Source organism: Neorhizobium tomejilense (assembly GCF_964254135.1).
GTDB classification, from domain to species: domain Bacteria; phylum Pseudomonadota; class Alphaproteobacteria; order Rhizobiales; family Rhizobiaceae; genus Neorhizobium; species Neorhizobium tomejilense.
In genome coordinates this window covers 1,016,129-1,041,808 of the sequence record NZ_CAXUSO020000001.1, presented here as the reverse complement: position 1 = coordinate 1,041,808, position 25,680 = coordinate 1,016,129, and the positions used below count along the sequence as shown (strand labels likewise).

Below are 25,680 nucleotides of genomic sequence, written 5' to 3'. Positions count from 1 at the left end.
GTCGCGATTAAGCCGGTTGCCGGTCGATATATTGCAGCCTTTTTCAAAGGCCGCACACAAATTCTCAAATGTCACGACTCACCTTCAGTCGTGGTCTTGCGCCGCGTACGCTTCGGCTTCAAGTCCCCGGAGACCGCGCCCGGTTCCGGCGGCGCGCCTTCCGCTGCACTACCGGGCGTCTTCGGAGCCGGTTTGCTCTTCGCAGTCGCCGAGAGCGGCTGCTTCTCCGCGGCCTTGGCATTCGCGGCCGCCGCCGCCGGGGCGGTGGCAGGGGTCTTCAGTTTCGGGTCCGTCTCCGGCGCGGTGTCCTTCGGACGCCCGGCATCGGCTGGAGGAATGCTTGCAGCTGCCGCAGCCTCTTCGGCGCTCGGATGTGGGTCGAGATTGGTGCGGACCGGCTTGATCTCGTCGTTCAACGTCTGCGGGCCGCCTTCGGGCGCCGAGAAGATGCGGTCGATCTGCGGGCCGGGCTTGATCTCATCGCCCTTGCCGGATTCGAAAGCATCGATGATCTCCTCGAGACGCTGCGGCGTCAGGTCCTCATAGGCATCCTTGAAGATGATGACCATCGGTGCGTTGACGCAGGCGCCCTGACATTCGACCTCTTCCCACGACAGCGTGCCGTCGGCGTTCAGCGCGAACGGATCGTGGTGGATCTTGTGCTGACAGACCTTCATCAGGTCCTCGGCGCCGCGCAGCATGCAGGGCGTGGTGCCGCAGACCTGGATATGGGCGCGGGTACCGACCGGCTTCAGCTGGAACTGGGTGTAGAAGGTCGCGACTTCGAGGACGCGGATATAGGGCATGTCGAGCTTGTTGGCGACGAACTCGATCGCCGCACGGGTTACCCAGCCATCCTGTTCCTGGGCACGCATCAGGAGCGGGATGACAGCCGATTGCTGCCGGCCTGCCGGATATTTCCTGATCGTTGCCTCGGCCCAGACGGAATTCTCGTCATTGAAGGCGAAAATTGCCGGCTGCACCTGGTCTTCGGCTAATCGACGAACGGACATTCTTTTCCACGCCTTATCAGTTTATGGATCCACACCGCGATCTCGTGAGCGTCACGAATTCGCAGGCATAGGCAGACTTGTCTTTCTGCATGAACACTATGAACTTTGTTCCACTGGGAACGGAGGACTTGATCTCATATCCTTCGGACAGGAGATCCTTCATCGACCTCGATCCGCCGCCTTGCGTCGAGATCGCGCCATCCGTCTGAGCCTGTTGCGCGAACGCAACCGGGGCAGCAGAGACGAGGGCAGCGAAAACGACGGCGCGGAGCATCAGCGGTCCACCTCGCCGAAGACGATGTCGATCGAGCCGAGCACCGCCGAGACGTCGGCCAGCTGGTGACCCCGACAGATGAAATCCATCGCCTGGAGGTGGGCGTAACCCGGCGCGCGAATCTTGCAGCGGTACGGCTTGTTGGTGCCGTCGGCGACCAGGAAGACTCCGAACTCGCCCTTCGGGGCCTCGACCGCCGCATAAACCTCGCCGGCCGGCACGTGGTAACCTTCGGTATAGAGCTTGAAGTGATGGATCAGCGCTTCCATCGACCGCTTCATCTCGCCGCGCTTCGGCGGCACGACCTTGCCGTCCGTAGACGAGAACGGGCCGGTCCTGGCATCGCCGAGCAGACGGTTGACGCACTGCTTCATGATCTTCACCGACTCGCGCATCTCGATCATGCGGATCAGGTAACGGTCGTAGCAGTCGCCGTTCTTGCCGATCGGAATGTCGAACTCAAGGTCGGAATAGCACTCATAAGGCTGCGAGCGGCGCAGGTCCCAGGCTGCGCCCGAACCGCGGACCATGACGCCGGAAAAGCCCCAGGCCCAGGCGTCTTCGAGCTTGACGACGCCGATATCGACGTTGCGCTGCTTGAAGATACGGTTGCCGGTGAGCAGGTCGTCGATGTCGTCGAGCTTTGCCGGGAATTCATCGCACCAGATGCCGATATCCTCGACCAGTTCCGGCGGCAGGTCCTGATGGACGCCGCCCGGACGGAAATAGGCCGCATGCATGCGCGAGCCCGAGGCGCGCTCGTAGAACACCATCAGCTTTTCGCGCTCTTCGAAACCCCAGAGCGGCGGCGTCAGCGCGCCGACGTCCATCGCCTGCGTCGTGACGTTGAGGAGATGCGAAAGGATGCGGCCGATTTCCGAATAGAGCACGCGGATCAGCTGGCCGCGGATCGGGATCTGGATATCCAGGAGCTTTTCGACGGCGAGCGCGAAAGCATGTTCCTGGTTCATCGGCGCGACGTAGTCGAGGCGGTCGAAATAAGGGATCGCCTGCAGATAGGTCTTGGTCTCGATCAGCTTTTCGGTGCCGCGGTGCAAAAGACCGATGTGCGGATCGACGCGCTCGACGATTTCGCCATCAAGCTCCAGCACAAGGCGCAACACGCCATGCGCCGCCGGATGCTGCGGTCCGAAATTGATGTTGAAGTTGCGGACGTTGTGTTCGGTCATACTGCTTGCTCCATGCCGGGCGGCGGATCGCACCGGGCGGGAAAGACGTGTATTCGGCTGGCGCGGATGCGCCGGTCTTAGGCTTTGGCCTTTTCATCCCCGGGGAGCACGTAGTCCGTGCCTTCCCAAGGAGAGAGGAAGTCGAAACTGCGGAATTCCTGGCGCAGCTCGACGGGCTCATAGACGACGCGCTTGGCGTTGTCGTCGTAACGAACCTCGACGAAACCGGTGGTCGGGAAGTCCTTGCGCAGCGGATGGCCTTCGAAACCGTAGTCCGTCAGGATACGGCGCAGGTCCGGATGGCCGGTGAACAGGATGCCGTACATGTCCCAGGCTTCGCGCTCGAACCAGTCGGCGCCCGGGTAGACCGGGCAGGCAGACGGAACCGGCTCGTCCTCGGCGGTCGCGACCTTGATGCGGATACGCTGGTTCTGGCGGGGCGACAGAAGGTGATAGACCACGTCGAAACGCTTTTCACGCGCCGGATAATCCACACCGCAGATGTCGATAAAGCTGATGAACCCGCACTGCACGTCGTCACGCAGGAAGGTCAGCAGCGGCAGCAGGTTTTCCGCCGTCGCGGTCAGCGTCAGCTCGCCATAGGCGATTTCCGCATCCGCCACGAGGGACGGGCGCGCTTCGCGGATGTAGGTCGAAAGCTCGTTCAGGGCTTCACTCATGATCTTGTCCAATTACCCTTAGCCTCTGGCCTCAGCGCTCGATCGTGCCGGTCCGTCGGATCTTCTTCTGCAGCAGAAGCACGCCGTAGAGCAGTGCCTCCGCCGTGGGGGGACAGCCCGGAACATAGATGTCGATCGGCACGATGCGGTCGCAGCCGCGCACCACCGAGTAGGAATAGTGGTAATAACCGCCACCATTGGCGCAGGAGCCCATGGAGATGACGTAACGCGGCTCCGGCATCTGGTCGTAGACCTTGCGGAGCGCGGGCGCCATCTTGTTGGTCAGCGTGCCGGCGACGATCATCACGTCCGACTGGCGCGGCGAGGCGCGCGGCGCAAACCCGAAGCGCTCGACGTCATAACGCGGCATCGAAAGCTGCATCATCTCGACCGCGCAGCAGGCGAGGCCGAAGGTCATCCACATCAGCGAGCCCGTGCGGGCCCAGGTGATCAGCTCGTCCGTGGAGGTGACGAGAAAACCCTTGTCGGCGAGCTCATTGTTGATCTCGCCGAAGAACGCGTCGTCGCTGCCGATGGGCTTGCCCGTATTCGGATCGATAATGCCCTTGGGCTGTGGCGCGACGAGAGTGCTGCCGTTGTCGACTACTCCCATTCCAGCGCTCCTTTCTTCCATTCATATATAAAGCCGATCGTCAGAACGGCGAGGAATACCATCATCGACCAGAATCCGAACCAGCCAATCGCACCGAACGATACCGCCCACGGGAAAAGGAAGGCCACTTCGAGGTCGAAGATGATGAAGAGGATCGAGACCAGGTAGAAGCGAATATCGAACTTCATGCGCGCATCGTCGAAGGCGTTGAAGCCGCATTCGTAGGCCGACAGCTTTTCCGAATCGGGCGCCTTGTAGGCGACGGCGAACGGCGCAACCAGAAGCGCGATGCCGATCACCAGGGAAATGCCGATGAAAATCGCGATCGGGATATAGGAAGTGAGGAGTTCACTCATTGTATTCGATCCCAGCTTGCCTGAAGCGTCGGGAGACGACGCCTGAATATCAATGCACAGGCAAAGCGAACGTGCATTGCAACAAGCCGTGGTTAGCGCAGCCGAAGCCCCGGCGCAAGCTTTTTGAATGTCGCATCCTGCGCCAAAATGGAGCAGTTCAAACGATTATCAGCGGCCGCATCGTGGCGACAGCCTCCGGCCGTGATCGTCAGGGACCGGCAACGGCCAAATCATATTGGGAAGGGCGTTCTCTCGGATGGTAAATGGCGCGAGTGACGGGGCTCGAACCCGCGACCTCCGGCGTGACAGGCCGGCACTCTAACCGACTGAGCTACACCCGCGCATAATGCCGACTGGCGGCTCGCCCCCTACGCCCAAGAAGCGTAAAAAGCGGGTTGTTCGAAGAAGAGAATGGCGCGAGTGACGGGGCTCGAACCCGCGACCTCCGGCGTGACAGGCCGGCACTCTAACCAACTGAGCTACACCCGCGCATTTCTCTTGAGGTCGAAACCTCTTGGCCGGGCGACCTCAATCGCTCGGTTGAGCGGCTAACTAAGAGGTTCGTGATCGGGTGTCAAGCGCGTTTCAAGACAAAAGGATGACGTCTCGTCGCTTTGCCCTCTCCTGCCCCATATACGCCCCTGTCCAGTCGGCTCTTCCCCAAAATTTTCAAAAAAACATCATGAAAGCCCTTGCGGTTTTTCCGCGATCCGCATAGATCACGGCCACCGACGCGGCGGGCCCTAAGGCTCCGCAATCGCGAACGGGCGATTAGCTCAGTTGGTAGAGCGCCTCGTTTACACCGAGGATGTCGGGAGTTCGAGTCTCTCATCGCCCACCATTCCCACCCTGTTTCCTGCCTCTACTTCGAGTTTTCCCTCTTCCGGGAGATCGTGTCGCTGCGTCTAGCGCCTCGGTTTCGGTCGAGCGCTCGCAATCCCACTCGATTCTATTGGCTATCGCGGGGAAGAAAATCCGCCGTGAGCGCGACAGCTCGCTCCGTTCCGGCCGCCCCATAGCCTCCTATCCGCGAGACATATCAGGCGTTTCGCCGCCGAACGCTTCCGCGTGCCATCAATCATTCAGCGAATCTTTTCCGCCACTTCGTCCCCGCTCCTCAACCCGTTCCTAAAATCGGTTCCGAACTGCCCGTCTGCGGATAGACGCTCGGGCGCAGCCTGGAGCACGAGGAGACGGAAATGGGAAAACATCATTTCAGACACGGCGTCAACATGGGAGGCGCCGGCGGATGCGCCCGGTGCCGGACGGCGAACGTTCGCGGCGGGAGGGGATGATGCTGGATCTCGGACTTTCCCTGACCGGTCCCGGCGCTTTTTCCATCGGCGGCGGTGAGCCGCCCGAAGACGACGGGTTCACCCTGATGGATGCCGAAGGCAACACGCTTGCCGACGCAGAAAACAATCAGCTCACCATCAGCCAACTCACGATCAGCCGATTCATCGGCCTGGAGGACTGACACGATGCCATCGCGCCAAATTCCGAAACTCTACATTCCCTCAGATGCCACCGAAGCGGCAATCCGGGCCGTACATGCGGCAGCGGTCGCGGCGGCCGGCGGCGGCACCATCCTGCTGCCGGATGCGGTGATCACGCTCACGGAACCGCTCCCGGTCGCCTCCGGCATCGGTTACCAGGGCGTGCAGCCGGTGCTGAACTATCTCAACGACACCCTTCCGGACAGCGGATGGGATTTCATCGGCGGCACCGTGCTTGCCGGCGACGGCTCGTTTCCGGCTTTTGCCGCCAATGACGCAGACCTTGGCTCGCCGTCCGCGACGATCACCGCCGACTGCATTACCGGCTGGCGGTGCGAGCATATCGGCTTTACCGGCTTCACACGCGCCGTCAGCATCGGCGCCGTGAACAATATCGGCCTGCAGTTTTCCACCATCCACGACCTCTTCATCCGCGACTGCAGCGACTGGGGCATGTTCCTTGCCAATTTCATGCACACGCATGTTTCCCGGGTCTGGACGCATCTTTGCGAAAACGGCCAGTATTATGCATCGTTGCTGCCGGGCTCGACCCTGATGCCCGGAAACAGCCGCTTCGATTCGCTCTTCAACATCATCCCCGCCGATGGGCGAGACAATCGGCTCTGCCGCGGTATCGTATTCGAAGCCGGCGGAGACGGCGCCCGTCTGAACGAGATGTATGCCGACCGCATCCAGAACAACGCCTTCAACCGGACCGAGCTTGTGGTGAGCGCGACTTTCTCCGACGGTTCGGCGAATATCACCGTTGCCGACGGCAGCAAATTCCGGGCGCGCATGCCGGTCGCGTTCACGAGCAGCGACTACGGGATCACGGCCGGGCGGGTCCATGTCGTCAAGTCGGTTAGCGGCAACACGATCCAGATCGGCAAGGCCTTCACCTCCCCGCCCATGATCGCGTCCGGCAACGGTTCGCTGATGCTTTCGTCCTGGGGCATGCCCTGTTTCGAGTTGAGTTCCCGCCACGAAGGCGCGTTCGTCTCCAATTCGCGCTTCCTCGGCGTGGATGTGGAGGGCGGCTCCGGCGCCGGGATCTACGTGGAGAACGCACAGGGCTGCGATCTCAACGTCTCAGAAGTCTCCGGTGATAGGAATGCCGATATTGTCGGGCGCCGCGTGGGTTTCAGCCGCTTCTACAGCAGCAACACAGCGGTGACGGATTTCGACGCGGTCTCGGCCACCAGCCAATTTCACGGCGCGCGTGGAGTTAGCCGTCAAGCAATGTTGTCGGGTCTATGGACAGACCAGACCCGCGGCGGATTGGCCGCGTTCAACATTCGTGGCGATGCTTGGGAAAACCAAGGCGATCTGGAAGTCAGGGGCGGCAACAGTTTCATCTATCCCCGCTTCGGGATGGGAATGAAGTCGACGCTCAAGACCGCGAACACCGTGCTCCACCCGCTGGATGCCGGCCTCGTCACCTTCGACGCCGCGTCGGCGCTCGTCTGCACGCTGCCCGCGATCACGAATTCGTCGGATGCGTCCTCGCTGGTGGGATTGCCGTTTCATATCGTCAACGCCGGATCGGCGGATCTGGCGGTCAATACCAACGGCACGCAGCTCTTCAACAAGATCGCGGGCAAGACCGGCCATACGTTGAATGCCGGCGAAAGCCTGTTGGTGGTCGCCGCCGAAGGGGCGGGCTCGACGCTCTTCTGGGCCGCCTTCCCGAGTGTGGGCGTTGCCTGAACCGCTGTGCTTCGCGGGCTGTCGCTTCAGAACGGCAGTCCGGTCAATCGCGCCAGCGCCGCGCGCTTTTCCTCAAGCGTTTTAAGCGACCGGAGCGATCGGTCGAATTCCATGACCTTCGCGCCGACGAGGAAACGGTACCAGTAACCTTGCAGGACATGGTAGATCAGCCCTTCGCGGCCATCGAGAAAGCCAAGTTGGCCGACATAGCGGAACAGGAAATAGCCGAGCGCAGCGACAGGGAACGGGAGCCGGTTATAGATCTGCTCTTTGATGCGCCGCTTGAGGGAGGCCTGACGCGACGAGGCGGCTTGCGAAAGGGCAGGTTGTTCGACAAACAGGCCATGGCGGCGGCCGAGCACGTCAGCCGCTTCAAGGGTCGCGTACCCGTTGTGCTTGCCCGTGAAGAAGCTGAGATCGTTGAGATTGTGATCCGAGAACGGCGCGTCGAAAAGGACTATGCGGCCGCCCTTCACGACGATGTGCTCGTCCATCCAGCGGTCCTCGACATGTCCCTGTCCCCGCCGCCAGATGCGGGTGAGGATGAGCGGATACCGTCCACCATGGCGGATCCAGCGTCCGAGGAAGATGTGCTTTCTCTTGAGGTTCACGCCTGCGACATCGGCAGCGAGAGTGGGAAGCTTGTCGGCGATCTCCACCGCCAGCTCGGGTTCGATCACCTCATCCGCATCGAGCCGCATGATCCAGTCGGCTGAGATCGGCGCATTGTCGAGCCCCCACTGGAACTGCCTGGAATAATTGATCCAGGGGTTGCTGAGGACGGTTGCGCCAAGTGAGCGGGCAATCTCGACCGTGCCGTCGGTCGAGAAACAATCGATGACGAAGACCTCGGACGCGAAAGGCGCGACACTTTTCAGCGCCCGGGCGATGTGGCGCTCTTCGTTATAGGTGAGGATGAGGACGGCGAGGCTGGCCATTCGACGACGTGTCCCGATCAGGAGTTCAACCGCACCGGAAAGATGCCGGGCTTGTCCCGCTCGAAGCGCCGCCGCAATTTCCGGGCCGGATTGCCGGCATAGATCGTCCACGGATCGAGGTTGCGGAAGGTGACGGCGCGGGCGCCGAGCACCGCGCCCTCCCCGACAGTGACACCCGGCCCGACAAACGCTTCCGCCGCGATCCAGGCATTCGCACCGACGACGATGGGTCTCGCAACCAGCTGGAAATCGGCATCGTCGACATCATGCGTGCCGGTGCACAGATGGGCGCCCTGGGAGACGATTGCGTGGGCGCCGAGTTCGATGCGATCCATGCAGTAGCAATTCACATCCCTTCCGAGACAGGAATACGCGGCCATGGCGAGGTTCGGCGGATACCAGATCTCGACGCCTGGATAGATCCGCGCCGTCCGGTCAATCCGGGCTCCGAAGCACCGCAGCAGGAACCGGCGCCATGCAAACAGCGGCACCGGCGTCCAGCGGCCGAAAAGGCTCCAGACGAGGTTCCATGCAAGCCGGAACAACCGGTGCCCCAGCGGGAAACTCGGAGCTCCCAGCCGCGGATTGGAGGTCTTCGCGTCAAGCGGCTTCATGAAGGCCTCGTGGGGAGATGGAGTGCAGAATGGCGATGAGGTCGCGGGCTGCCACCTCGATGTGGAAATGCCGTTCGAAGCCCGCGCGGGCATGGGCGCGCATGGCGCTTTTGCTGTCGTCGGAGAGCGAGAGCCATGACCGGAGCAGGCTTTCGATGCCCTCCGACGTGTCGCGCCCGACGAGGCCGCCGCCGCTCATTTGCACTTCACGCCAGATATTGACCTTGTCGGTCAGCAGGACCGGCGTTGCGCAGGCCATGGCTTCCGCGACGACGATGCCGAAATTCTCCTGGTGCGACGGCAGGACAAAGGCTTCGGCAGCCCGGAAGGCGCCCCATTTGGCGTCGCCGGCCAGCATGCCCGGCCAATAGATACGATCGGCGATGCCGGCCTTGGCGGCTTGGACAATCAGTTTCGATTTCAGCCCGGACTCATCCGGCCCCGCCATCACCAGGTCGAGATCAGGATCGGACGCGGCGATCTTCGCGAAGGCTTCGACGAGGAGGTCGCAGCCCTTCTTTGCGTGGAAACGGCTGAGGAACAGCAGGAACCGCTTGTCCTTCAATTCCGGCAGAAGCCGGTGGAATGCGGCAAGCTGGTTCTCTACCCCCGCCGGCGGATCAGCCGTGCCGAAGGCGACGATACGCTCCGGGTAACTGTACCCCCGGAAGACGCCGCGCGCCCGGCGGCGCTCTTCTTCGCAGGTAAACAGGACCGCCGCTGCATCCCGGAGAACCCTGCCCTGCCAGGCGAACCAGAACGCCTGTTTGGCGACGTGCCTGAGCGGATGGGTTTTACGGAACCATGGGTCCATCATGCCATGGGTGAAGACGATATAAGGCAGGCCTGCCCGCCTCAGGGCCGACCAGCCGCCGACAGAGGCATGGTTCCAGAGGCCATGGATGATCACCGCATCAAAACGATCCGCGTTCGCGGCGATCCAGCGTGGCAATTCCGGCGTATATCCGTATCTCCGGGTCCATCGCCCGCAGGCATGAACGGGGAAGGGAAACTCTCCCACATAGGGCGCCGAGGGTTTGTCCAGCGTGACGACTTCCACCGCATGGCCCAGACGCGCCATTTGCAGTCCAGTCAGCCGCAGCGCCTCGATCGGGCCTCCGGTTTCGGGATCGGCGCTGGCGATGATGTTGAGGATTCTCATGGCAGCTCCGCGATGATTTTTTCGAGATTTCCCTTGAAGTGCACCATGAGATAGCGAGAGCGGATCTTTTCGGCCCCCGCCTCTCCCATCGCCGCTGCCGTGTCCGGATGGGCGAGAAGCATCGCGATTTTCTCGGCGAGCGCGTCGATATCCCATGGGTTCACGGCAAACGCGTCGATCCCGTCGGTAATGATCTCCGCCGCTGCATCCTGTGTGCCGCAGATCACCGGCAGGCCGTGCAGCCAGGCTTCCAGAAAAACGATGCCGAACCCCTCCTTGGACGAGGGCATCGCGAACAGGCAGGCCTGGGCATAGGCCTCGGCCCGTCTCGCATCGGATACGCGGCCCAGAAATTCGACCCTCTCTTCGACCGCGAGCTCGCGTGCCAACGACGCCAGTTCCGATCTGAGCGGCCCCTCGCCGACGATCCGGAGGATGCATTCCACGTTACGGCGCTTGAGAAGAGCCACCGCCTTGATCAGGGCGTCGATATTCTTGCCGCGGTCATGCCGATCCAGCCGGGCGACCGTCAGGATGTTGCAGCGATTCGTTTCCTGAACGGGCTTCCGGTCGATGCCATCGACGGCGTTCGGAAATAGCCTGAACGTCTCGGCGGGAAGGTTGAACGCCTTCTGCATCCGGCTTGCGGTGAAGGCGCTGACGGAGGCGATCCGGCTGAGGGCTCTTGCCATGAGCGGTTCATAGAATCGCATGCGGCGATGGGCCGGATCGTTCCAGACCTCGTCGCCGTGGACGAAGAGCACGAGCTTGATTCTTGGAGACAGCAGCTTGCACAACAGTCCCACCGGCAGAAGGTTGATATGCCCGAGGAACAGGATTTTGCAGTTGAGGGCAGCGACAGCCGAGTGGACGATGAAGCCCAGGCGCCAACTGCCAAAGGCGCGGATTGCGGCCGCCGTGGTCTCGGGAATGTCAGCCTTGCCATCGCGCATGATGTGGATGGCCGGCCGCTTCCAGCCGTTGTCGCCGGAGATTTCCGCCAGGGCAGCGATAACCCGTTGGTTGAAGCGCTGGACACCGCCTATCCGGCCATAGGTGTCCAGGGCCAGGAACAGAATGCCGAGATTGGACGCCTCCGTCTTCCTCATCGGGAGCCACCATGTTTTATCTCGGTGACTTGATCGATGATCCGCCGGGCCAGGACCTCGTTATAGGTCCCGTTCGCAAACGTGCGCCGGTGCCCGGCGTCGGCGATCGCTTGGCGCCGGCCGTCATCCGCCAGCAGGCGTTTGCAGGCCTCCGCGCAGTCATCCGCTCCATCGAAAAAGATGGCTTCCTCACCCTCCTTGTAGAGCTGTTGATGATGCGGAGTGCGGGGAGCGCACATGGCGGTGCCGATGGCGGGAATTTCGGCAGATCGCGTCGTATGCAGATCGGCATTTTGGCCGTTCAGCAGAACCAGAGCGATTTTCGCGCCGGCAATTGCGCGCGTGTAGTCAAAACCTTCAAGGTGATCGGAACGGATAAAGGGCTGCAGCAGCCGGTATTCCGGCGCTCTTTTCCATCGGGACCCGTGGATGGCGAGCGGCACGCCCCTTTCGATCAGCCGCGCCATGAAGGCGCCGCGGCCGGGCATCCATGTGCCGACGAAAACGACGTCGGACGACCATCGGCTTTTCTCCTCCAGCGTCGGCGACAGAAGGCGATGCACGACCTCGTCCGCGGACTGCCAGATCGTGTCGATCCGCCTTGCGCCTCTCCCCGCCATCATCTCCTCGATGCCGTCACGGCGCACGGCGACGACCAGATCGTAGTGCGGGAGGGCCCGGTGAAGGATGCTCCAGCGGAGGCGTTCCGGAGCCGGGTTCAGATAGGGGTTGTCGGCGTTGTAGTTGACGATGATCGGCGCCGCCTTGCGGATGACGTTCAGGGCGGCTGTTCCGACCACGTCACCGCAATCCACGAGGGCAAAATCGAAGCGCTGCCCGCCGATCCACCGGCCGAGCCCGTTTGCCACGACGCGATCGATGCCCGGGCCACCTGCCCTGTTCAACCACGGCGCCCAATGAGGCGGCAAGAGGGCGTAGGGAGACAGGTGCAGAACCGCGAAGCCGATGCGCCGGAATGCCGCCGCCCGCTGCAGGCTGGTCCCCGATTCCGCGCCGATATAGAGGAGCCTCATCTCAGCTTCACGCCCCTCGTCAGCCAGAACATCAGCGCATAGAGCAGCACCGTCTGCGGCAGTGCCCGGACAAGGTTGCCGGCCTGGACCGCGACCGATTCGTCCATGAGGCCGTTCATGAAGAAGCGGACGACACAGATGCAGGCGAGAGCCGAAAGCAGCACATGTCCGTCCCGCATCCGGATCGTGAGCGCATCGCCGACAATGAAAGTCGCGAAGGTGAAGATGGCGAACACAACCACGTAAAACGCGCCGAGAACGACGAAACCATCGGCGATCGACGAGCCGGTGCGGTAACTTCCCAGCTCATCGCCGGTGACGAGAAAGTTGTAATAGTCGCCGGACGAAAAGGCGTTGTCGGATTTATCGAGTCCGGGCGCGAAAAAATTCAGAACCGGCGTCGGAAGCAGCAATAGCAGCTGATTGAGGGCATTTTCACGCGCCAGCTCCTCACCGGCCTGCGACAGCGAAAGCCCGAGAGCGACGTTGTGGTCGATGTATTTGGTGGCGACGAAGCGCGCCAGCAGCGGATTGTCGATGTAAATTTCGTTATAGCTGCCCTCGGCCAGGATCCGGTCCGTCTCCCGCCGGGACTGCAGCGCATCTCCATCGAAATACGTGCCGATGGTCGAGAGGACGAGATCCTGCGACGAGATGTCCGAGCGGTCGTCACGGGCAATGACCATGGCGGTCGCCAGATCGGAGAGGATGCCGGTCGGAACGGGGCTGAGCAGGACGGCGACCGCGAGCCAGATCACGCGCCGCCTCGTCAGGATGAAGCGTCCGATCACCACTGCGACGGCGAGGCAGATCAGCACGGTCAGGAGGTTGACCGCGAATACGCCGCGGCTGTTGCGTGCCAGCGCGATATAGAGCGTCAGGGCGCAGTAGGCGGTCAGCGCGAACCAGTTGACCGTGCGCTTGCCGTTCGGCGGATCGATGAGGTAGGCGGCAACCGGGATCAGGAAAGGCGCGACGGAAAATTGCGACATTCCGGCAAGCAGTTTGAAGGCGATATCGCCGAAATTGTCCTCGCCCCAGCGGTCGGCATGCGCGTACCAGGACCCGAACGACCCGAGCAGCCCCATCCACCACAATTGCCGGTTTGTCGGCGAACGATAGAGGCCGAGCGGCGCAAGGATCCTTTGGCGGATCGCCATCGTCGCGGCCTGCATTACCCGCGACTGCGCATAGAACCAGTGCAGCGCCACCGCCCATAGCTGCAGCAGTGCAAGAACAGAAAATGTGGATACCGGCGTCTCAAGGTTGAAGGTGATCGGCTTCCAGGCGAATGTCTGGACGATCAGGGCAGCTAGGCTCGAATGGACCTGAAAACCGAGCACCACCAGCGTCGAGATCGTAAATCGTTCTATCCGCCTCGGCTTGGTGCAGTAGGAAAATACCAGGATTCCGATCAGTCCGGCTGAAACGGCACAGAACATATTGGCCAACTCGGGCGATATGGCCAGCTGGATTGCCGTGCAGAACAGGATCACAATCACCACGCCCCAGCGGACCTGGGCGACGTAACGGGAATTGCGGCGGCGTTGCCCTTGTACCGAACGACGGCCGAATACCATGTCGCCGCTCGCCAGACCTCCACTCCCCATCATAGCCGATCCCCCGTGAGAACCACCCGCTTGCGGGAGAGGGTTGGAAGGCGCCTTTGAAGAATCACCCGCATATTGGCCGGCAGGGACCGATAGGCCATCCATGCCGCCAGCAGCGAACCGAGCATCGCCGGGAGGGATGACCAGCCGGCCGATTGAGGCCAGACTGCCATGGCGAACAGCCCGGCGATAACCGAGAGGCCACCGCCAACGGATGCGGTGAAGGCATGGATTGGTGGGCGCGACCGCAGCTTTCGGAGCGCGGCGCAGGCGGCTCCGGCGTAGATCAGGAAACTGGCGATCTCGGCCGCCAGAAGCGAGAAGCCGGCGCCCGGCAACCCCCATGAGGTCAACGTCAGATAACAACCGATCGCCGTGATCAGCAGAGACACGCCGTTCGCGACGATCTGCGGCAGCAGGATGTTGTTTCCTCGGACGATCGAAGCGAGCGGCTGGGCGAAACCGTAGACGATGATGCAGGTGCAGAGCGAACCGAACAGCAGCGGGTCGAGGTGGAAATTGCCGCGGGTCCACCATAGGAAAAGGCCGGGCGCAGCCCATTGAAGCAGAAGGCAGGCGGGACCGATGACGCCCAGCACGAAAATCCAGCTTAGAGTGACCGCGGCTTCCGCCGGCTCGCTCTTCCCTTCCCTCAGATAGCGCAAGAGCTCGGGCTCGACCGGGCCTGCCAGCGCATTGATGCCCTGCATCGCTATATTCGACAGCGTCCGGGTCGCGGTGAACGCACCGAGAAGGCTGACGCCGGCGAGCGGGGCGATCAGTAGTCGGATGCCCTGCTGGTTTCCGATAGCGAGCAGCTCGCGGAGCGATACGAACAGGCTCCTCGTGAGGTTGGACCAGCCTCTGCGCAGATCGGGGACGGCGAAGCCGATTTCTTCACACCGCCAGAGACGAAAGCAGTCGAGATGAATGGCGATGTTGACCACCACGTTGGCGACCGACGAGGCGATGACGGCGTCGAGGACGTCACCGCCGGAAACGACTGCCGCGAGGGCCGCGAGGTTGACGCACACCAGCAGCGCAAACCGCCACCACGCCATTCTCGCGTAATAGCCGAAAGGGATGAGCGCCCGCCCGAGGATGCCGCCGACGGAGCTGGTGACGAGCCAGGCGAGCGCATAGGCGATCATCGAGCCCGATAGGTCGTCCATCAGCTCCGCAGGAACGAAATCTCCGAACAACGCGTCGGCCCATCTGAAGGCAGGGACAGCTATCCAGAAGCACAGAAGTATCGTTCCCAGCAGAATGGCGGCCGGGATGGACGAGGCGAAGTCCCGCCTTACGGCATCCCTGGTGCCGAGGCGCTGGAACTCGTAACCGAGATAGTTCTGATGGCCGAGGTCGAACACGACGGAGAGGGAATAGAGCGTCTGCAGCAGGACCCAGAGCCCGAATTGCTGCGCCGACCACCAGCCGAGCATGATCGGCACGCTGATCGTCTGGATCAGGATATTGGCGGCAAGCAACGCCCCATTGGCGATCGAACCCGAGATTAGCCGTACTGACACACTCATCGAAAACGCGACCTACGGCTACACGGTTGACCTTCTCAATAATTTTCGCGCGACGATGCGGACGTCCGTCGCACGGTCGGCAAGCATGTTTTCCAAAAAATCGGCAAACCCGAGCGGTGCGGTTTCCTGGGCCAGGTTCATGAACGGAGAGGCGAAGGCGGGCTGCCTGCCAGGAAAACGGACCGCCTTTGGCCAGAATAGCGGCGTGACCGGATGGAGGTAGGAATGGGCGGGCGTCCATCCCAGCCATTTCAGCCGGAACCATTTTTGCGCGTTCACCTGATGCGCATGTCCCCAGCTGGTGATCTTTTCCCACATCTCGGCGTCGCTCATGACGTAGCCGTAGTGGTAGCAGGGCGCATCGACGAGGATGGTCGCAGCAGGGGTGGTCTTCCGGGCAGTATCGAAGCGAACGCCGCTTTTGCAGCGGATCGCGAACCCCGCGTTGACATCCCTGATCGAGCCATCGCCGCTGGTCAGCACCAGCTCGGGCGTTTTCCAGAAATTGTGCCATGGGGTCAGGATGCGGTCATGCCTGCCGTCCGCCGCCATGAATTCGAGCAGCGTTTCCCAACCGCTGTCCGGATAGAACTCGTCGGCGTCCTGGATGACCAGCCAGTCGTAACCTTCGACAATCGCCCGATCGAGGCAGTCGTTGCGGGTGTCCTCCTCGGTCTCGAAGTCGGTACAGATCACCTCGATCTCGCAACTCACGCCTTTTGAGCGGGCGAAGGCGATCGCTTCATCCACCTTGTCCCTGGTCGTCGGATTTGTCCTCGTGGCGCGAGAACCGGGGGCATAGGCCCAGGGACGCTCCGGCCGGACGATGAAGATCTTGTCGACGAAACGGCCACAGTTCTCGACGACGTGCGGCAGAAACCGATCGACGTTGTAGGCGAGGATGTGACCGGCGACTCTCATGGCTCACCGCTGTCGATGAGCTGCCTTATGGCGATGATGGCCGGCCGTTTCGACAGGCTCTGCACGAGAGCATCCTGGGAATGCGGCTGCCATGCGTCCCGCTCGGACATCGCACGGAGAATACAGGCCGCCAGGTTTTCCGGATCGTTCGGCGGCGTCAGATAAACCGCGTCCTCGACGAACTGCGCCAGTTCCGTGCCCGCGTCGGCCGTGACAAGAACAGGCTTTCCCGAGGCAAGCATGCCGCCGAGTTTCGACGGCAGTGTCAGGTCGGCGGCGCTCCTGTCCTGCGGCAGCACGTGCAGATCCGGCATGTTGAGGAACGCGTTCAGCTTGGAATAGGGCTGAAAGGCCAGGAAACGGAGATTCTCGATATGGCCGTAACGGGCTTCGAGTTCCGGCTTCTGCGGCCCCTCGCCGGAGATCACGAAATGAATGCGCCGCTCGCCCTTGAGACGCTCGGCCGCATCGAGCAGCACGTTCAGGCCCTGCTTGGCGCCGATACTGCCCGAATAGAGGACGACGAAATCGTCGCGGCCGAAACCAAGCTCCGCGCGGTAGGGGCTGACGTCTTCCATGGGGTGGATATGCGCGAGATCCACCCAGTTGCGGACGACGGATAGTTTTGCGTTCGGGACGCCTTTCCCGGCCAGGCCTTCAGCCATACGGTTGGAAATGGTGACCAGCCGATCGAACCTGGCAAGCACGCCGCGCTCGAAAACGTGGCCGACCGTCTTCAGCCAGGCCTTGGAGCTCAGATGCCCGACGGCGAACGCCGCGTCCACCTCGAGGTCGTGAACATGTAGCACGGTCCGAGCGCCGACAAATCTGGCCGCAAGCTGCGCGACGGGCGCGGCAAACAGCGTCGGTTCGACGCAGAAGACGGTGACCGGGCGATGCCGCAGGATCTGCCAGAAGACCAAGGGCGCCGAGGTGAGCGCAAAGGAGAGCGGCGCCAGGAGCCGCCAGATGCCGCCCATCTTCCGCCGCAGCATCAACGGCGCTCGCAACACCGAGATACGCCCCTCGATCTTCGAGGAATAGCGGTTCCGATATCCGGCCTGGACCGCCCAGTCGGGGTAATGCGGCGGGGTGGTCACCACCGTGACGTCCATGCCCTCGGCGGCGAGATATTCGGCGATTTCGCCGGTATATTTGCCGACGCCCGCGGTCTCGGGCGCGTAGTTCATCGCATAGACGACCACGCTTTTGCGTGGCGATGTGGCAGCTGCCGTGGCCAGCCCCGGTGCAGCGTCGAACGTTTGTTCGCATTCGTCGCTGAGGGGCTGGGCGGCGGCTGTCATCAGGCAGCATCTCCGCGTTTGCGCTCAAGATATTCGCCCTTGAGGAAGGCCTGGTAGGCATCGGTTATGCCTTGCTCCAGCCCGATCCTCGGCGACCAGCCGAGCGCCCGCAGCTTGGCCGCGCTCATCAACTTGCGCGGCGTGCCATCGGGTTTGGTGAGATCATGAGAGATATCCCCCTGGAAACCGACGACCTTGGACACCAGTTTGGCGAGTTCCAGGATGGTCACGTCCTCGCCGGAACCGACATTGACATGGGTTTCCGCCGAATAGGTCTTCATCAGATGGACGCAGGCGTCGGCGCAATCGTCGACGTGCAGGAATTCGCGGCGCGGCGTGCCGGTGCCCCATACGGTGATGTCCGGAAGGTGGCCGGTCTTCGCCTCATGCGCCTTGCGGATCAATGCCGGCATGACGTGGCTGGATTTCAGGTCGAAATTGTCGCCGGGGCCGTAAAGGTTGGTGGGCATGGCCGAGATGAAGTCGCTGCCATGCTGCTTGCGATAGGCCTGGCAGAGCTTGATGCCGGCGATCTTGGCGATCGCATACCATTCGTTGGTCGGCTCCAGCGAGCCGGTCAAAAGCGACTCCTCGACGATCGGCTGATCGGCGAATTTCGGGTAGATGCAGGACGAGCCGAGGAACATCAGCTTTTCGACGCCGACCTTGTGGGCGGCCTCAATGATATTCGCCTCGAGGATGAGGTTGTCGTAGAGGAAATCGGCCGGATAGGTGTCGTTGGCGAGGATGCCGCCCACCTTGGCGGCCGCCAGGAACACTGCGTCCGGGCGGTTCTTCTCCATCCAGGCCTCAACTTCCGCCTGGCGCGTCAGATCGGCATCACCGCGCGACGCCGTCAGTATCTCGCAGCCTTCCGAGGCCAGACGGCGGACGATCGCCGAGCCGACCATGCCGCGATGTCCCGCGACATAGACCTTCTTCCCCGCAAGGCTGTAGATCGTCTCAGGCATGGGAGAGACCCTTGTTGCCACCCGCGGTCGGCACGTTGCGCGCCATCACCTTCAGGTCTTCCCGGACCATTTCGGCGATCAACTGGTCGAGATTGGTCTCGTGCTTCCAGCCGAGCTTCCGGTGCGCCTTGGTGGGATCGCCGATCAGAAGGTCGACTTCCGTCGGGCGGAAATAGCGCGGATCGATAGCCACGACGCATTCGCCGGATGTCGTATCATAGCCCTTCTCCTCGACGCCCTCGCCGCGCCACTCGATCGGCATGCCGACCTTGGCGAAGGATTTTTCGACGAAGGACCGGACCGTATGGGTCTCGCCGGTTGCCAGGACGTAGTCGTCCGGCTCGTCCTGCTGCGTCATCAGCCACATGCCGCGCACGTATTCACGCGCATGGCCCCAGTCGCGCTTGGCGTCGAGATTGCCGAGAAAGAGGCGTTCCTGAAGGCCCAGATGGATGGCGGCGGCCGCGCGAGTGATCTTGCGGGTGACGAAGGTCTCGCCGCGGATCGGGCTCTCGTGGTTGAACAGAATGCCGTTGGAGGCATGCAGGCCGTAGGCCTCGCGATAGTTGACGACGATCCAGTAGGCGTAGAGCTTGGCAACCGCATAAGGCGAGCGCGGGTAGAAAGGCGTCGTCTCGCTCTGCGGCACTTCCTGCACCTTGCCGTACAGTTCCGAGGTCGAGGCCTGGTAGAAGCGGGTCTTCTTGGAAAGGCCGAGGAGCCTGATCGCCTCGAGCAGGCGCAGAGTGCCGGTGCCGTCGGCATTGGCGGTATATTCCGGCGTCTCGAAGGAGACCTGCACGTGGCTCTGGGCGGCGAGATTGTAGATTTCGTCCGGCTGGGCTTCCTGCACGACGCGGATGAGGTTGGTCGAATCCGTCATGTCGCCGAAATGCAGGATGAACCGCGGGTCTGCCACATGCGGATCTTCGTAGAGATGCTCGATGCGGTTGGTGTTGAACGAGGAAGAGCGCCGCTTGATGCCGTGGACGGTATAGCCCTTGGACAGCAAGAGTTCCGCAAGGTAAGCGCCGTCCTGGCCCGTTACCCCGGTGATCAATGCTACCTTGCCGTTGCTCTTCACATTTCCAGTCATCATATCCCCCTAACGGAACCCGTCAGTCTTTAAGTGAAACGTGCACGTCTATCCGCGCAATGTGCCAGTCGCAAGCACTGAGAACACTATTGTGATGTCCCCCGGAATGCGGCGAATCCGAGACATACAGTGATTCGTAGCATCTCGGGCTTATGCCAAACATTGCAGTGAAACGCTTCAGAAAAGATCATCGGCTGTTGTCAGGCTTCTCCCTTGTCGTTTTGATCCTGGTTGCGGTGCCGACGGAAGCCGGCGTCGGATCAGGATGCGTTTCATGGTAGTACTGCGTGTAACGCGATGCATAATAGTCCGGCGAACCGTACCCCTCATAGAGCTTCATTCTGGCGGCATCGACCTTGTTGAGGATGACGCCGAGGCAACGGCCGGCGATCTGCGGTTCCGCATTTAGGGTATCCTTCACGGCCTTTCGGGATGTCTCGCCCCACTCGACGACCATGATGAAGCCATCGACACGCGGGGCGATGGCCCTCGCATCGACGACAGGGCCGAGCGGCGGCAGGTCGAGGACGATATAATCGAAGTCGCCGGCCATCTGCGCCAGCAGCCTGGCCATGGCGGCCGATGCCAGCAGTTCCGATGAATGAGGTGTCCGCCGCTTTACGACCGCAGGCAGGAACCTCAAGCCGGTCTCCGGATCGATCAACATCGCCGAGGCCGGCGTCTGGCCTTCCAGCAGCACTTCGAGCAGCCCCTCTTCGGCATGCTGGCCCAGCGCCCTCGTGGCACCCGGATTGCGAAGATCCGCATCGATCAGCAACGTCCTTGCACTCCCCGCCAGCGCCTGGGCGAAATTCATGGCGATCGCCGATTTACCCTCGCCCGGCAGCATCGAAACGATGCCGATGATCTTATGCGGCCTGTCGATATGGACGTCCGCCGCGATCCGGGCGCTGCGCAACGTTTCGGCAAAGGCGGAAGACGGATGCTCCAGCGCAAAGGCCGATAGGCCGTTCTTCCTCCAGACCTCCCCCTTCACGGGCTCCGTCGGGGGGCTTCCGCCCGGCTGCGGTTCCACCAGCGGTACCGAGCCCAGATATTCCAGGCCCAGAACATCCCTCACCTGTTCGCCGGTACGGAAGAACCGGTCCCGGAATTCGCGGAATGCCCCGACCGCTCCGCCGACGCCGCAGCCAAGCGCGAGGCAAAGCGCAAGCACCAGCGACAGCCGCGGCTCGCTGGCGCCCGTCGGCGGCACCGCACGGGAAATGATCCGCGCCTCCGTGACGGGAAAGGACTGCTGCTGCACGGCCTCCTGATATCGCTGCAGGAACGTCTGATAGAGGTTCCGGTAGGTTTCGGCCGCCCGTTCCAGTTCCCGCAACTGTACCTGCGTTTCGCTCGCGGTGACGCTGATGTCGGTGGCGTTGCGTACCCCTTGGGTGATCTGGCGTTCGCGCGACCGGGCGACCTCCAGCTCGCTTTGGTAGCTCCTGGCGATCCGCCTGATCTCGTCGAACATCAGCCGGTCGTATTCCGCCATATCCTGGCGAAGGCGGGCTGCCTGGACATGGTCCGGCCCCAGCCGCCTCGATATCTCGGCCTCCCGCTTCGACGATTCCAGGTATTTTTCGCGCAGCGAACTGATGACCGAACTGTCCAGCGCGTCGGTGACGATCGCGTCCCTCTCGCCACTCGCGATGATCGCTTCGATCCGCTCGGAACGCGCCCGGGCTCTGGCCGTATCGGCACGCGCTACGATCAGCTCGCTGTTCATTTCGGTAAGCTGCTGGTCGGAAACGAGTTTGTCATTGGCAACAACAAGCCCGTTTGCGGCGCGAAATCTCTGGACCGCCAGATCCGATTCCAGCGAGCGCTGTCGCAGTTCCTCGATGCGCTCCTGCAGCCAATTGCCGGCCCGCCTTGTGGCATCGTATTTGGCGTCCAGCTTGTCGGTCAGATAGGCATCCGCGATCGCGCCGGCGACGGCTGCGGCAAGCCGCGGCGATGTGGCCGTGAACGCGATTTCCAGGACATAAGAACGCCCGACGCGCGAAACCTTCATATTGCCGAGAAGCATGGCGAGTGCCTGGCGCCGTTGCGCCTCGATCTGATCGGGACCGGACTGGCTGTCTCCTCGCAGCCATTGCCCGACATGAAGCATCGACCGCAAGTCCGAAGCCACGGCCAATATCAGGTTTCGGCGGCCGGCCATGAATTCCGGATCGTCCTGCAATTTCAATCTGTCGACCGCCGACAGGCCGATCGTCTCGGAGCGCAGCAGTTCGACCTGGCTGAGGACGGACGCCTCGTCGTCCAGGACCCCGCCGATCGTTGACAATTGCTCGACGACCTGCCGGTTGCCGCGGTCGATCAGCACGCTGGTCCTGGCGGTATATCGAGGCACGGCGGTGAGGAGGTACCCGATGCCGAGCGCCAGGAACACCGCGACGCAAAGGCCGACCACCCGCCACTGCCGCCGAACGATGGCGATCAGGCCGTCCATGTCCAGTTCCGGAGCTTCCTCGTTGCGGGGCTCCTGCTGTTGGCGAGTGAGAAAAACCGGCCGCTGGTTCATCGCACCACCCGACCGATGCGCGTAGCGGCCCAAGCCGACCCGGAGCGGCCGCATGCGGCCTGAATGTCAGTCGCGCCAGGCATCATGACTACTCGCGATATCCCGGGTGGAGGCGGTGACCGAATTGAGGATGGTAAGGAACTTTACAAGCTCGACCGCATCGGCCGTCGATACATAGATCACGTCCTTGTCCTGCATGGGAAACTGCTGGACGGCGAAGAACGCCGCCGGATCGCGCAGATTGGAGCGGAAGATCACCGGCACGTCCCGCGCTCTGAACCGGCCGACGTCGAGGCCGATATTGCGCAGAAGATCACGCTCCACGAGGCGGTAGAGCAGGACCGATTGCGGCTCGGCCTTGTCGTCGAGCAACCCGCCGGCTTTCGCCAAAGCCTCCCCGAGCGACAGATTGGAATCGTCGAAATCGAAGCGTCCGCTTTCGCCGGTCAGCCCGAAGGCCAAGAAGGTCCGGCGATTGCGATCGACGAAGATCGTATCGCCCGGCTGCACATAGATATTCTCCCGCGGATGCTCGCTCAGCGTCCGATAGGCGACGGTGACGCTGCGGCCGCGGCGCTGGAGCGTGACGGTCGCCTCCTCCTTGGGGATGCTCAAACCGCCTGCCTCGGAAATCACGTCGATGATGCGTTCGCCGGCGGGGCTGAGTTCGATCTTCTTCGCCTGCTTGACGTCGCCAAGGACCGACGCCCCCATCGAACGGCTCGTCACCGTCGAGATGACCACCTGAGGCTCGATGGCGCGATTGGCCAGACGCTCTGCAACATCGATTTGCACTGCATCGACCGGGCGACCGGCGGCCTTCACCTTGTTCGCGTAAGGGACGCTCAATGTGCCGTCACGACCAATCGTCTGGTTCGGCAGGGTGATGTAATTGCCCGGACGGGCGCCGGCATCGGCGGGAATGAACAGGCCGCCGCTCTGCGCCTCGAACACGGAGACCTGAACGACATCGCCAACACCGAGAGTGAGCGGCGGCGGACCGCTGCTGCCAGAGCCGAAACCGGCGCTCAGGCTAGACCTGACCGATTTCGGCAGATGGGCGAGGACGGACTGATTGATGTCGACGAGCGCATAGTCGATGCCGACCCTGTTGCCGGCGGCGGAAAATGCCTTCACGGTTGCATTGGCTTCAACGGCGTGCGGATCCGGACCGGACCTCGGAAGTCCCGTGCAGCCGGACAGAAACGCAATAGTAGCAAGCGTTAAAACAGCACCCAAGGAACTAAACATACGCCCCGCCATACAACCCAAAGTATGGTATCGGTTTAGCCGACGGTGGGACCCGGTGATTCTAAGGGGTAAACCGGGGGCGAATCGAAAATCCGCATGCTGTGGCAAATCAACAACATGGTTGGTTAATCATTTACTATCCACAGAATACAGGTCCTCCGCTGCCAACGCTGTCGAACGGCCTTGTCCGCCTGCGGAATTGTCCCACAGATGGCGGCGGCTATTCCCGATACCCGTATGGAAAGCCCAGCACTTTGGACGTTGTTAACACTCCTTGGGGCATCCACTTCTCATTGGCGGCGGGATCGTACATATCAGGCGGATGGCGGTAAGCATGCGAAAGTTGACGGACTGGTTTTGGGGACGGCGGCCGGCCGGACCGATCCGGCCTCGCCGCCGCCGGATCGATCTCGGTCAGAACCCGCCCTCCTATCCGATCTATGCGATCGGCGATGTGCACGGCTGCCTCGACCTGCTTCGGGATGCCGAGGCGCGCATCGCTCACGACATCGAAGAGAACCGACGTCCCGGCATGGTCATCCTGCTCGGCGACTATGTCGATCGGGGGCCGGCTTCGAGCCACGTCCTCGAACACCTGATCAGGCCCAGCGAGCACGGCTTGAGGCGGATAGCGCTCTGCGGCAATCATGATGATATTTTCATGAGGTTCGTGGACGATCCGGAACGTTATTCCGACTGGTTGGGAATGGGCGGCGAACAGACGCTGCTATCCTACGGCTTGGACCCATACCAGTTCGGCGCGCGCGGCAGGAAGCGCGGCGCCAGGTTCGGCGACCTGCTGATGGAAGCCGTGCCGGTGCCGCACAGGAAATTCCTCGCCAGTCTCCCGGCCAGCCTGACGATCGGCAAGCTCGTCTTTGTCCATGCGGGCCTGAGGCCCGGCATACCGCTCAAACAGCAGACCGATGAAGACATGCTCTGGATCCGGGACGCCTTTCTTGCGACCGGACCGCAGCTGCCGCTTCTCGTCATCCACGGACATACGCCGCAGCCGGAACCGGATTTCGGACCCGGCCGGATCGGCATCGATACGGGCGCCTATTATTCCGGCAGGCTCACGATCCTCAAGATCGACGGCGGCCGCTTCTCGTTCCTTTGAAAGACCGGGGTATCGGGCGAGCCGACGCCGATACCACCGGAACAGCAGAGGCTTGATCATCGAGCCGAAGAGGCGTGTTATGTTGTCGGCGGGGGCCCAACGCCGGGCCATCCTCGATCGGAAGCGGAGCCATGCCGGAGGAGGGTAAGGCAGACACACAGACACCAGCCGACCGCCGCCGCAGGCAGCGTTCGGCGGTTTTGGTTTTCGGCTTTTTCCTTGCGGTCGTGCTGGCCGCCCTCGCGGCGACGGTGCTCACGGTCGACAATGGCCGGAACTATAAACGGCTGGTCCGTCAATTCGCACTGGAGCAATACCTTTTCCCCGCGCCACCGGCACCGCCCCTGCGGGTCGGCAGGCATAGATCGCTGCCACCGGAGAAACACTACCCGCCCTGGCTTCTCAAGGCGGGCCTTGAGCGGATGGCGGTGTTCGAGAAGACCGAGGCGCTTTCGGCCGAGGAGCGCTGCGACCTGCTGCGGGACGATAGAGGCACGGCACCAACCTTCAGCCGTTCGGGTGACGATTGGGAATGCCTGTTCTTCGAGGAATTCGGGAATGCGCCTGAACCGGCTGCGCTGTTCATCCAGGCCCGCGGCACGGAGCCCGGCACCGTCAGCAGCTTTCGCATCAAGGTCAGCCTGACGGATCTGACCACGGAGCTTGCGGTGCTCAGCGAAGCAATCGGAGCCACCGAGCGTTTCGGCCTGCCGATGACGCCGGAGACGCGAACCTATCTGATCGAGAAACTGGCGGGACGCACCGAGTTCAGCTCGATCGTCGAAAACTACCGGATGACGTTCAGCCGGGAGATTACCGACGCTCGGCGCTACAATCTGCTGATCCTGCCGCGCCGGCAGACGGCCGGCTGCGGCGAACGCCCGTCGGCCCCGCCGGACAGGTGGGCTACGCCGACCTATCGCATGCCGGTCGGCTGCCTGGCGCTGCGCAGCCTGCCTCAGCCGCAATCCGCCTCCTAGAGCCTTTAAGGGTTAAATTGAAGCGTTCTGCCGGAGCAGGTTTTCGTCAGGGCAGAGGCGATTGGCGAAGGGCATGCCCCGATGTACGTCCGAGCCGATCGCCTCTGATCCTGGCGGAAAGATGCCCGGCCCATCGGGTTGGCTGAAACGGGCCGCCTGATCGACCGGCC

23 protein-coding genes and 3 tRNA genes are annotated in these 25,680 nt (G+C 62.3%); 5 read left to right on the top strand and 21 right to left on the bottom strand.

Annotated features, from left to right (window positions below; translation table 11 throughout):
• Positions 1–71: 71 nt before the first annotated feature.
• The 8 genes from nuoE to ACSQ3G_RS05385 all read right to left on the bottom strand — a co-directional run bounded on the left by nuoE (position 72) and on the right by ACSQ3G_RS05385 (position 4,615).
• On the bottom strand, positions 72–1,013 hold the full coding sequence (nuoE, locus tag ACSQ3G_RS05420) for an NADH-quinone oxidoreductase subunit NuoE (RefSeq protein ID WP_436109320.1): 942 nt from the start codon (positions 1,011–1,013) through the stop codon (positions 72–74).
• Positions 1,014–1,029: 16 nt separating this feature from the next.
• Entirely contained in the window at positions 1,030–1,290 is a 261-nt protein-coding gene (locus tag ACSQ3G_RS05415; RefSeq protein ID WP_371411959.1) for a hypothetical protein, read from the bottom strand.
• Complete coding sequence (locus ACSQ3G_RS05410) at positions 1,287–2,477, bottom strand: NADH-quinone oxidoreductase subunit D (protein WP_105424859.1); 1,191 nt, start codon at positions 2,475–2,477, stop codon at positions 1,287–1,289. The genes ACSQ3G_RS05415 and ACSQ3G_RS05410 overlap by 4 nt, the downstream gene beginning before the upstream one ends.
• A 77-nt stretch (positions 2,478–2,554) precedes the next feature.
• Positions 2,555–3,157, bottom strand: coding sequence for an NADH-quinone oxidoreductase subunit C (locus tag ACSQ3G_RS05405; RefSeq protein ID WP_046636651.1), 603 nt, complete (start codon positions 3,155–3,157; stop codon positions 2,555–2,557).
• A 31-nt stretch (positions 3,158–3,188) separates the two neighbouring features.
• Entirely contained in the window at positions 3,189–3,770 is a 582-nt protein-coding gene (locus tag ACSQ3G_RS05400; RefSeq protein WP_037080534.1) for a NuoB/complex I 20 kDa subunit family protein, read from the bottom strand.
• Positions 3,761–4,126, bottom strand: a complete 366-nt coding sequence (locus ACSQ3G_RS05395; RefSeq protein WP_037080537.1) for an NADH-quinone oxidoreductase subunit A — start codon at positions 4,124–4,126, stop codon at positions 3,761–3,763. Before ACSQ3G_RS05395 ends, ACSQ3G_RS05400 begins: the two co-directional genes overlap by 10 nt.
• A 264-nt stretch (positions 4,127–4,390) precedes the next feature.
• Positions 4,391–4,467: transfer RNA gene (locus ACSQ3G_RS05390), tRNA-Asp, on the bottom strand.
• Between the two features lie 71 nt (positions 4,468–4,538).
• Positions 4,539–4,615 (bottom strand) — tRNA-Asp (locus tag ACSQ3G_RS05385).
• Between the two features lie 276 nt (positions 4,616–4,891).
• Between ACSQ3G_RS05385 and ACSQ3G_RS05380 the strand changes: the two genes are divergently transcribed.
• The 3 genes from ACSQ3G_RS05380 (at position 4,892) to ACSQ3G_RS05370 (ending at position 7,329) form a co-directional block, all read left to right on the top strand.
• Positions 4,892–4,967, top strand: a tRNA-Val gene (locus ACSQ3G_RS05380).
• Between the two features lie 417 nt (positions 4,968–5,384).
• A complete protein-coding gene (locus ACSQ3G_RS05375; RefSeq protein WP_436109319.1) occupies positions 5,385–5,603 on the top strand; it encodes a hypothetical protein in 219 nt (72 codons plus the stop codon).
• A 4-nt stretch (positions 5,604–5,607) separates the two neighbouring features.
• A complete protein-coding gene (locus tag ACSQ3G_RS05370) occupies positions 5,608–7,329 on the top strand; it encodes a hypothetical protein (RefSeq protein WP_436109318.1) in 1,722 nt (573 codons plus the stop codon).
• A gap of 26 nt (positions 7,330–7,355) precedes the next feature.
• Here ACSQ3G_RS05370 and ACSQ3G_RS05365 read toward each other — a convergent pair whose 3' ends face one another.
• From ACSQ3G_RS05365 to ACSQ3G_RS05305, 13 genes are all read right to left on the bottom strand, one after another.
• Positions 7,356–8,267: a glycosyltransferase family 2 protein gene (locus tag ACSQ3G_RS05365; RefSeq protein WP_436109317.1), complete on the bottom strand. Its 912-nt coding sequence runs from the start codon at positions 8,265–8,267 to the stop codon at positions 7,356–7,358.
• Between the two features lie 17 nt (positions 8,268–8,284).
• Positions 8,285–8,881, bottom strand: coding sequence for an LbetaH domain-containing protein (locus ACSQ3G_RS05360; protein WP_436109316.1), 597 nt, complete (start codon positions 8,879–8,881; stop codon positions 8,285–8,287).
• Positions 8,868–10,043 (bottom strand): glycosyltransferase, encoded by a 1,176-nt coding sequence (locus ACSQ3G_RS05355; protein ID WP_436109315.1) that lies wholly within the window; start codon positions 10,041–10,043, stop codon positions 8,868–8,870. The genes ACSQ3G_RS05360 and ACSQ3G_RS05355 overlap by 14 nt, the downstream gene beginning before the upstream one ends.
• Positions 10,040–11,152 (bottom strand): glycosyltransferase family 4 protein, encoded by a 1,113-nt coding sequence (locus ACSQ3G_RS05350; protein ID WP_436109314.1) that lies wholly within the window; start codon positions 11,150–11,152, stop codon positions 10,040–10,042. The genes ACSQ3G_RS05355 and ACSQ3G_RS05350 overlap by 4 nt, the downstream gene beginning before the upstream one ends.
• On the bottom strand, positions 11,149–12,186 hold the full coding sequence (locus tag ACSQ3G_RS05345) for a CgeB family protein (protein ID WP_436109313.1): 1,038 nt from the start codon (positions 12,184–12,186) through the stop codon (positions 11,149–11,151). Before ACSQ3G_RS05345 ends, ACSQ3G_RS05350 begins: the two co-directional genes overlap by 4 nt.
• Positions 12,183–13,799 (bottom strand): hypothetical protein, encoded by a 1,617-nt coding sequence (locus ACSQ3G_RS05340; protein ID WP_436109312.1) that lies wholly within the window; start codon positions 13,797–13,799, stop codon positions 12,183–12,185. The genes ACSQ3G_RS05345 and ACSQ3G_RS05340 overlap by 4 nt, the downstream gene beginning before the upstream one ends.
• The gene (locus ACSQ3G_RS05335) at positions 13,796–15,331 is read right to left on the bottom strand and encodes a lipopolysaccharide biosynthesis protein (RefSeq protein ID WP_436109311.1); all 1,536 of its coding nucleotides are present in this window, start codon (positions 15,329–15,331) and stop codon (positions 13,796–13,798) included. The genes ACSQ3G_RS05340 and ACSQ3G_RS05335 overlap by 4 nt, the downstream gene beginning before the upstream one ends.
• Positions 15,332–15,349: 18 nt before the next feature.
• On the bottom strand, positions 15,350–16,252 hold the full coding sequence (locus tag ACSQ3G_RS05330) for a hypothetical protein (RefSeq protein ID WP_436109310.1): 903 nt from the start codon (positions 16,250–16,252) through the stop codon (positions 15,350–15,352).
• Entirely contained in the window at positions 16,249–17,556 is a 1,308-nt protein-coding gene (locus ACSQ3G_RS05325) for a WcaI family glycosyltransferase (RefSeq protein ID WP_436109309.1), read from the bottom strand. The genes ACSQ3G_RS05330 and ACSQ3G_RS05325 overlap by 4 nt, the downstream gene beginning before the upstream one ends.
• Positions 17,556–18,527, bottom strand: a complete 972-nt coding sequence (gene fcl, locus ACSQ3G_RS05320) for a GDP-L-fucose synthase (RefSeq protein ID WP_247038511.1) — start codon at positions 18,525–18,527, stop codon at positions 17,556–17,558. Before fcl ends, ACSQ3G_RS05325 begins: the two co-directional genes overlap by 1 nt.
• Positions 18,520–19,626, bottom strand: a complete 1,107-nt coding sequence (gmd, locus tag ACSQ3G_RS05315; protein WP_371412543.1) for a GDP-mannose 4,6-dehydratase — start codon at positions 19,624–19,626, stop codon at positions 18,520–18,522. The genes fcl and gmd overlap by 8 nt, the downstream gene beginning before the upstream one ends.
• A gap of 184 nt (positions 19,627–19,810) precedes the next feature.
• A complete protein-coding gene (locus ACSQ3G_RS05310; protein WP_436111670.1) occupies positions 19,811–22,087 on the bottom strand; it encodes a polysaccharide biosynthesis tyrosine autokinase in 2,277 nt (758 codons plus the stop codon).
• 138 nt (positions 22,088–22,225) lie between these two features.
• The gene (locus ACSQ3G_RS05305; protein ID WP_436109308.1) at positions 22,226–23,296 is read right to left on the bottom strand and encodes a polysaccharide biosynthesis/export family protein; all 1,071 of its coding nucleotides are present in this window, start codon (positions 23,294–23,296) and stop codon (positions 22,226–22,228) included.
• A 448-nt stretch (positions 23,297–23,744) separates the two neighbouring features.
• Here ACSQ3G_RS05305 and ACSQ3G_RS05300 point away from each other — a divergent pair, with 448 nt between their 5' ends.
• Entirely contained in the window at positions 23,745–24,530 is a 786-nt protein-coding gene (locus ACSQ3G_RS05300; RefSeq protein WP_436109307.1) for a metallophosphoesterase, read from the top strand.
• 131 nt (positions 24,531–24,661) lie between these two features.
• Positions 24,662–25,510 (top strand): DUF6030 family protein, encoded by an 849-nt coding sequence (locus tag ACSQ3G_RS05295; RefSeq protein ID WP_436109306.1) that lies wholly within the window; start codon positions 24,662–24,664, stop codon positions 25,508–25,510.
• The last annotated feature ends 170 nt before the right edge of the window (positions 25,511–25,680 follow it).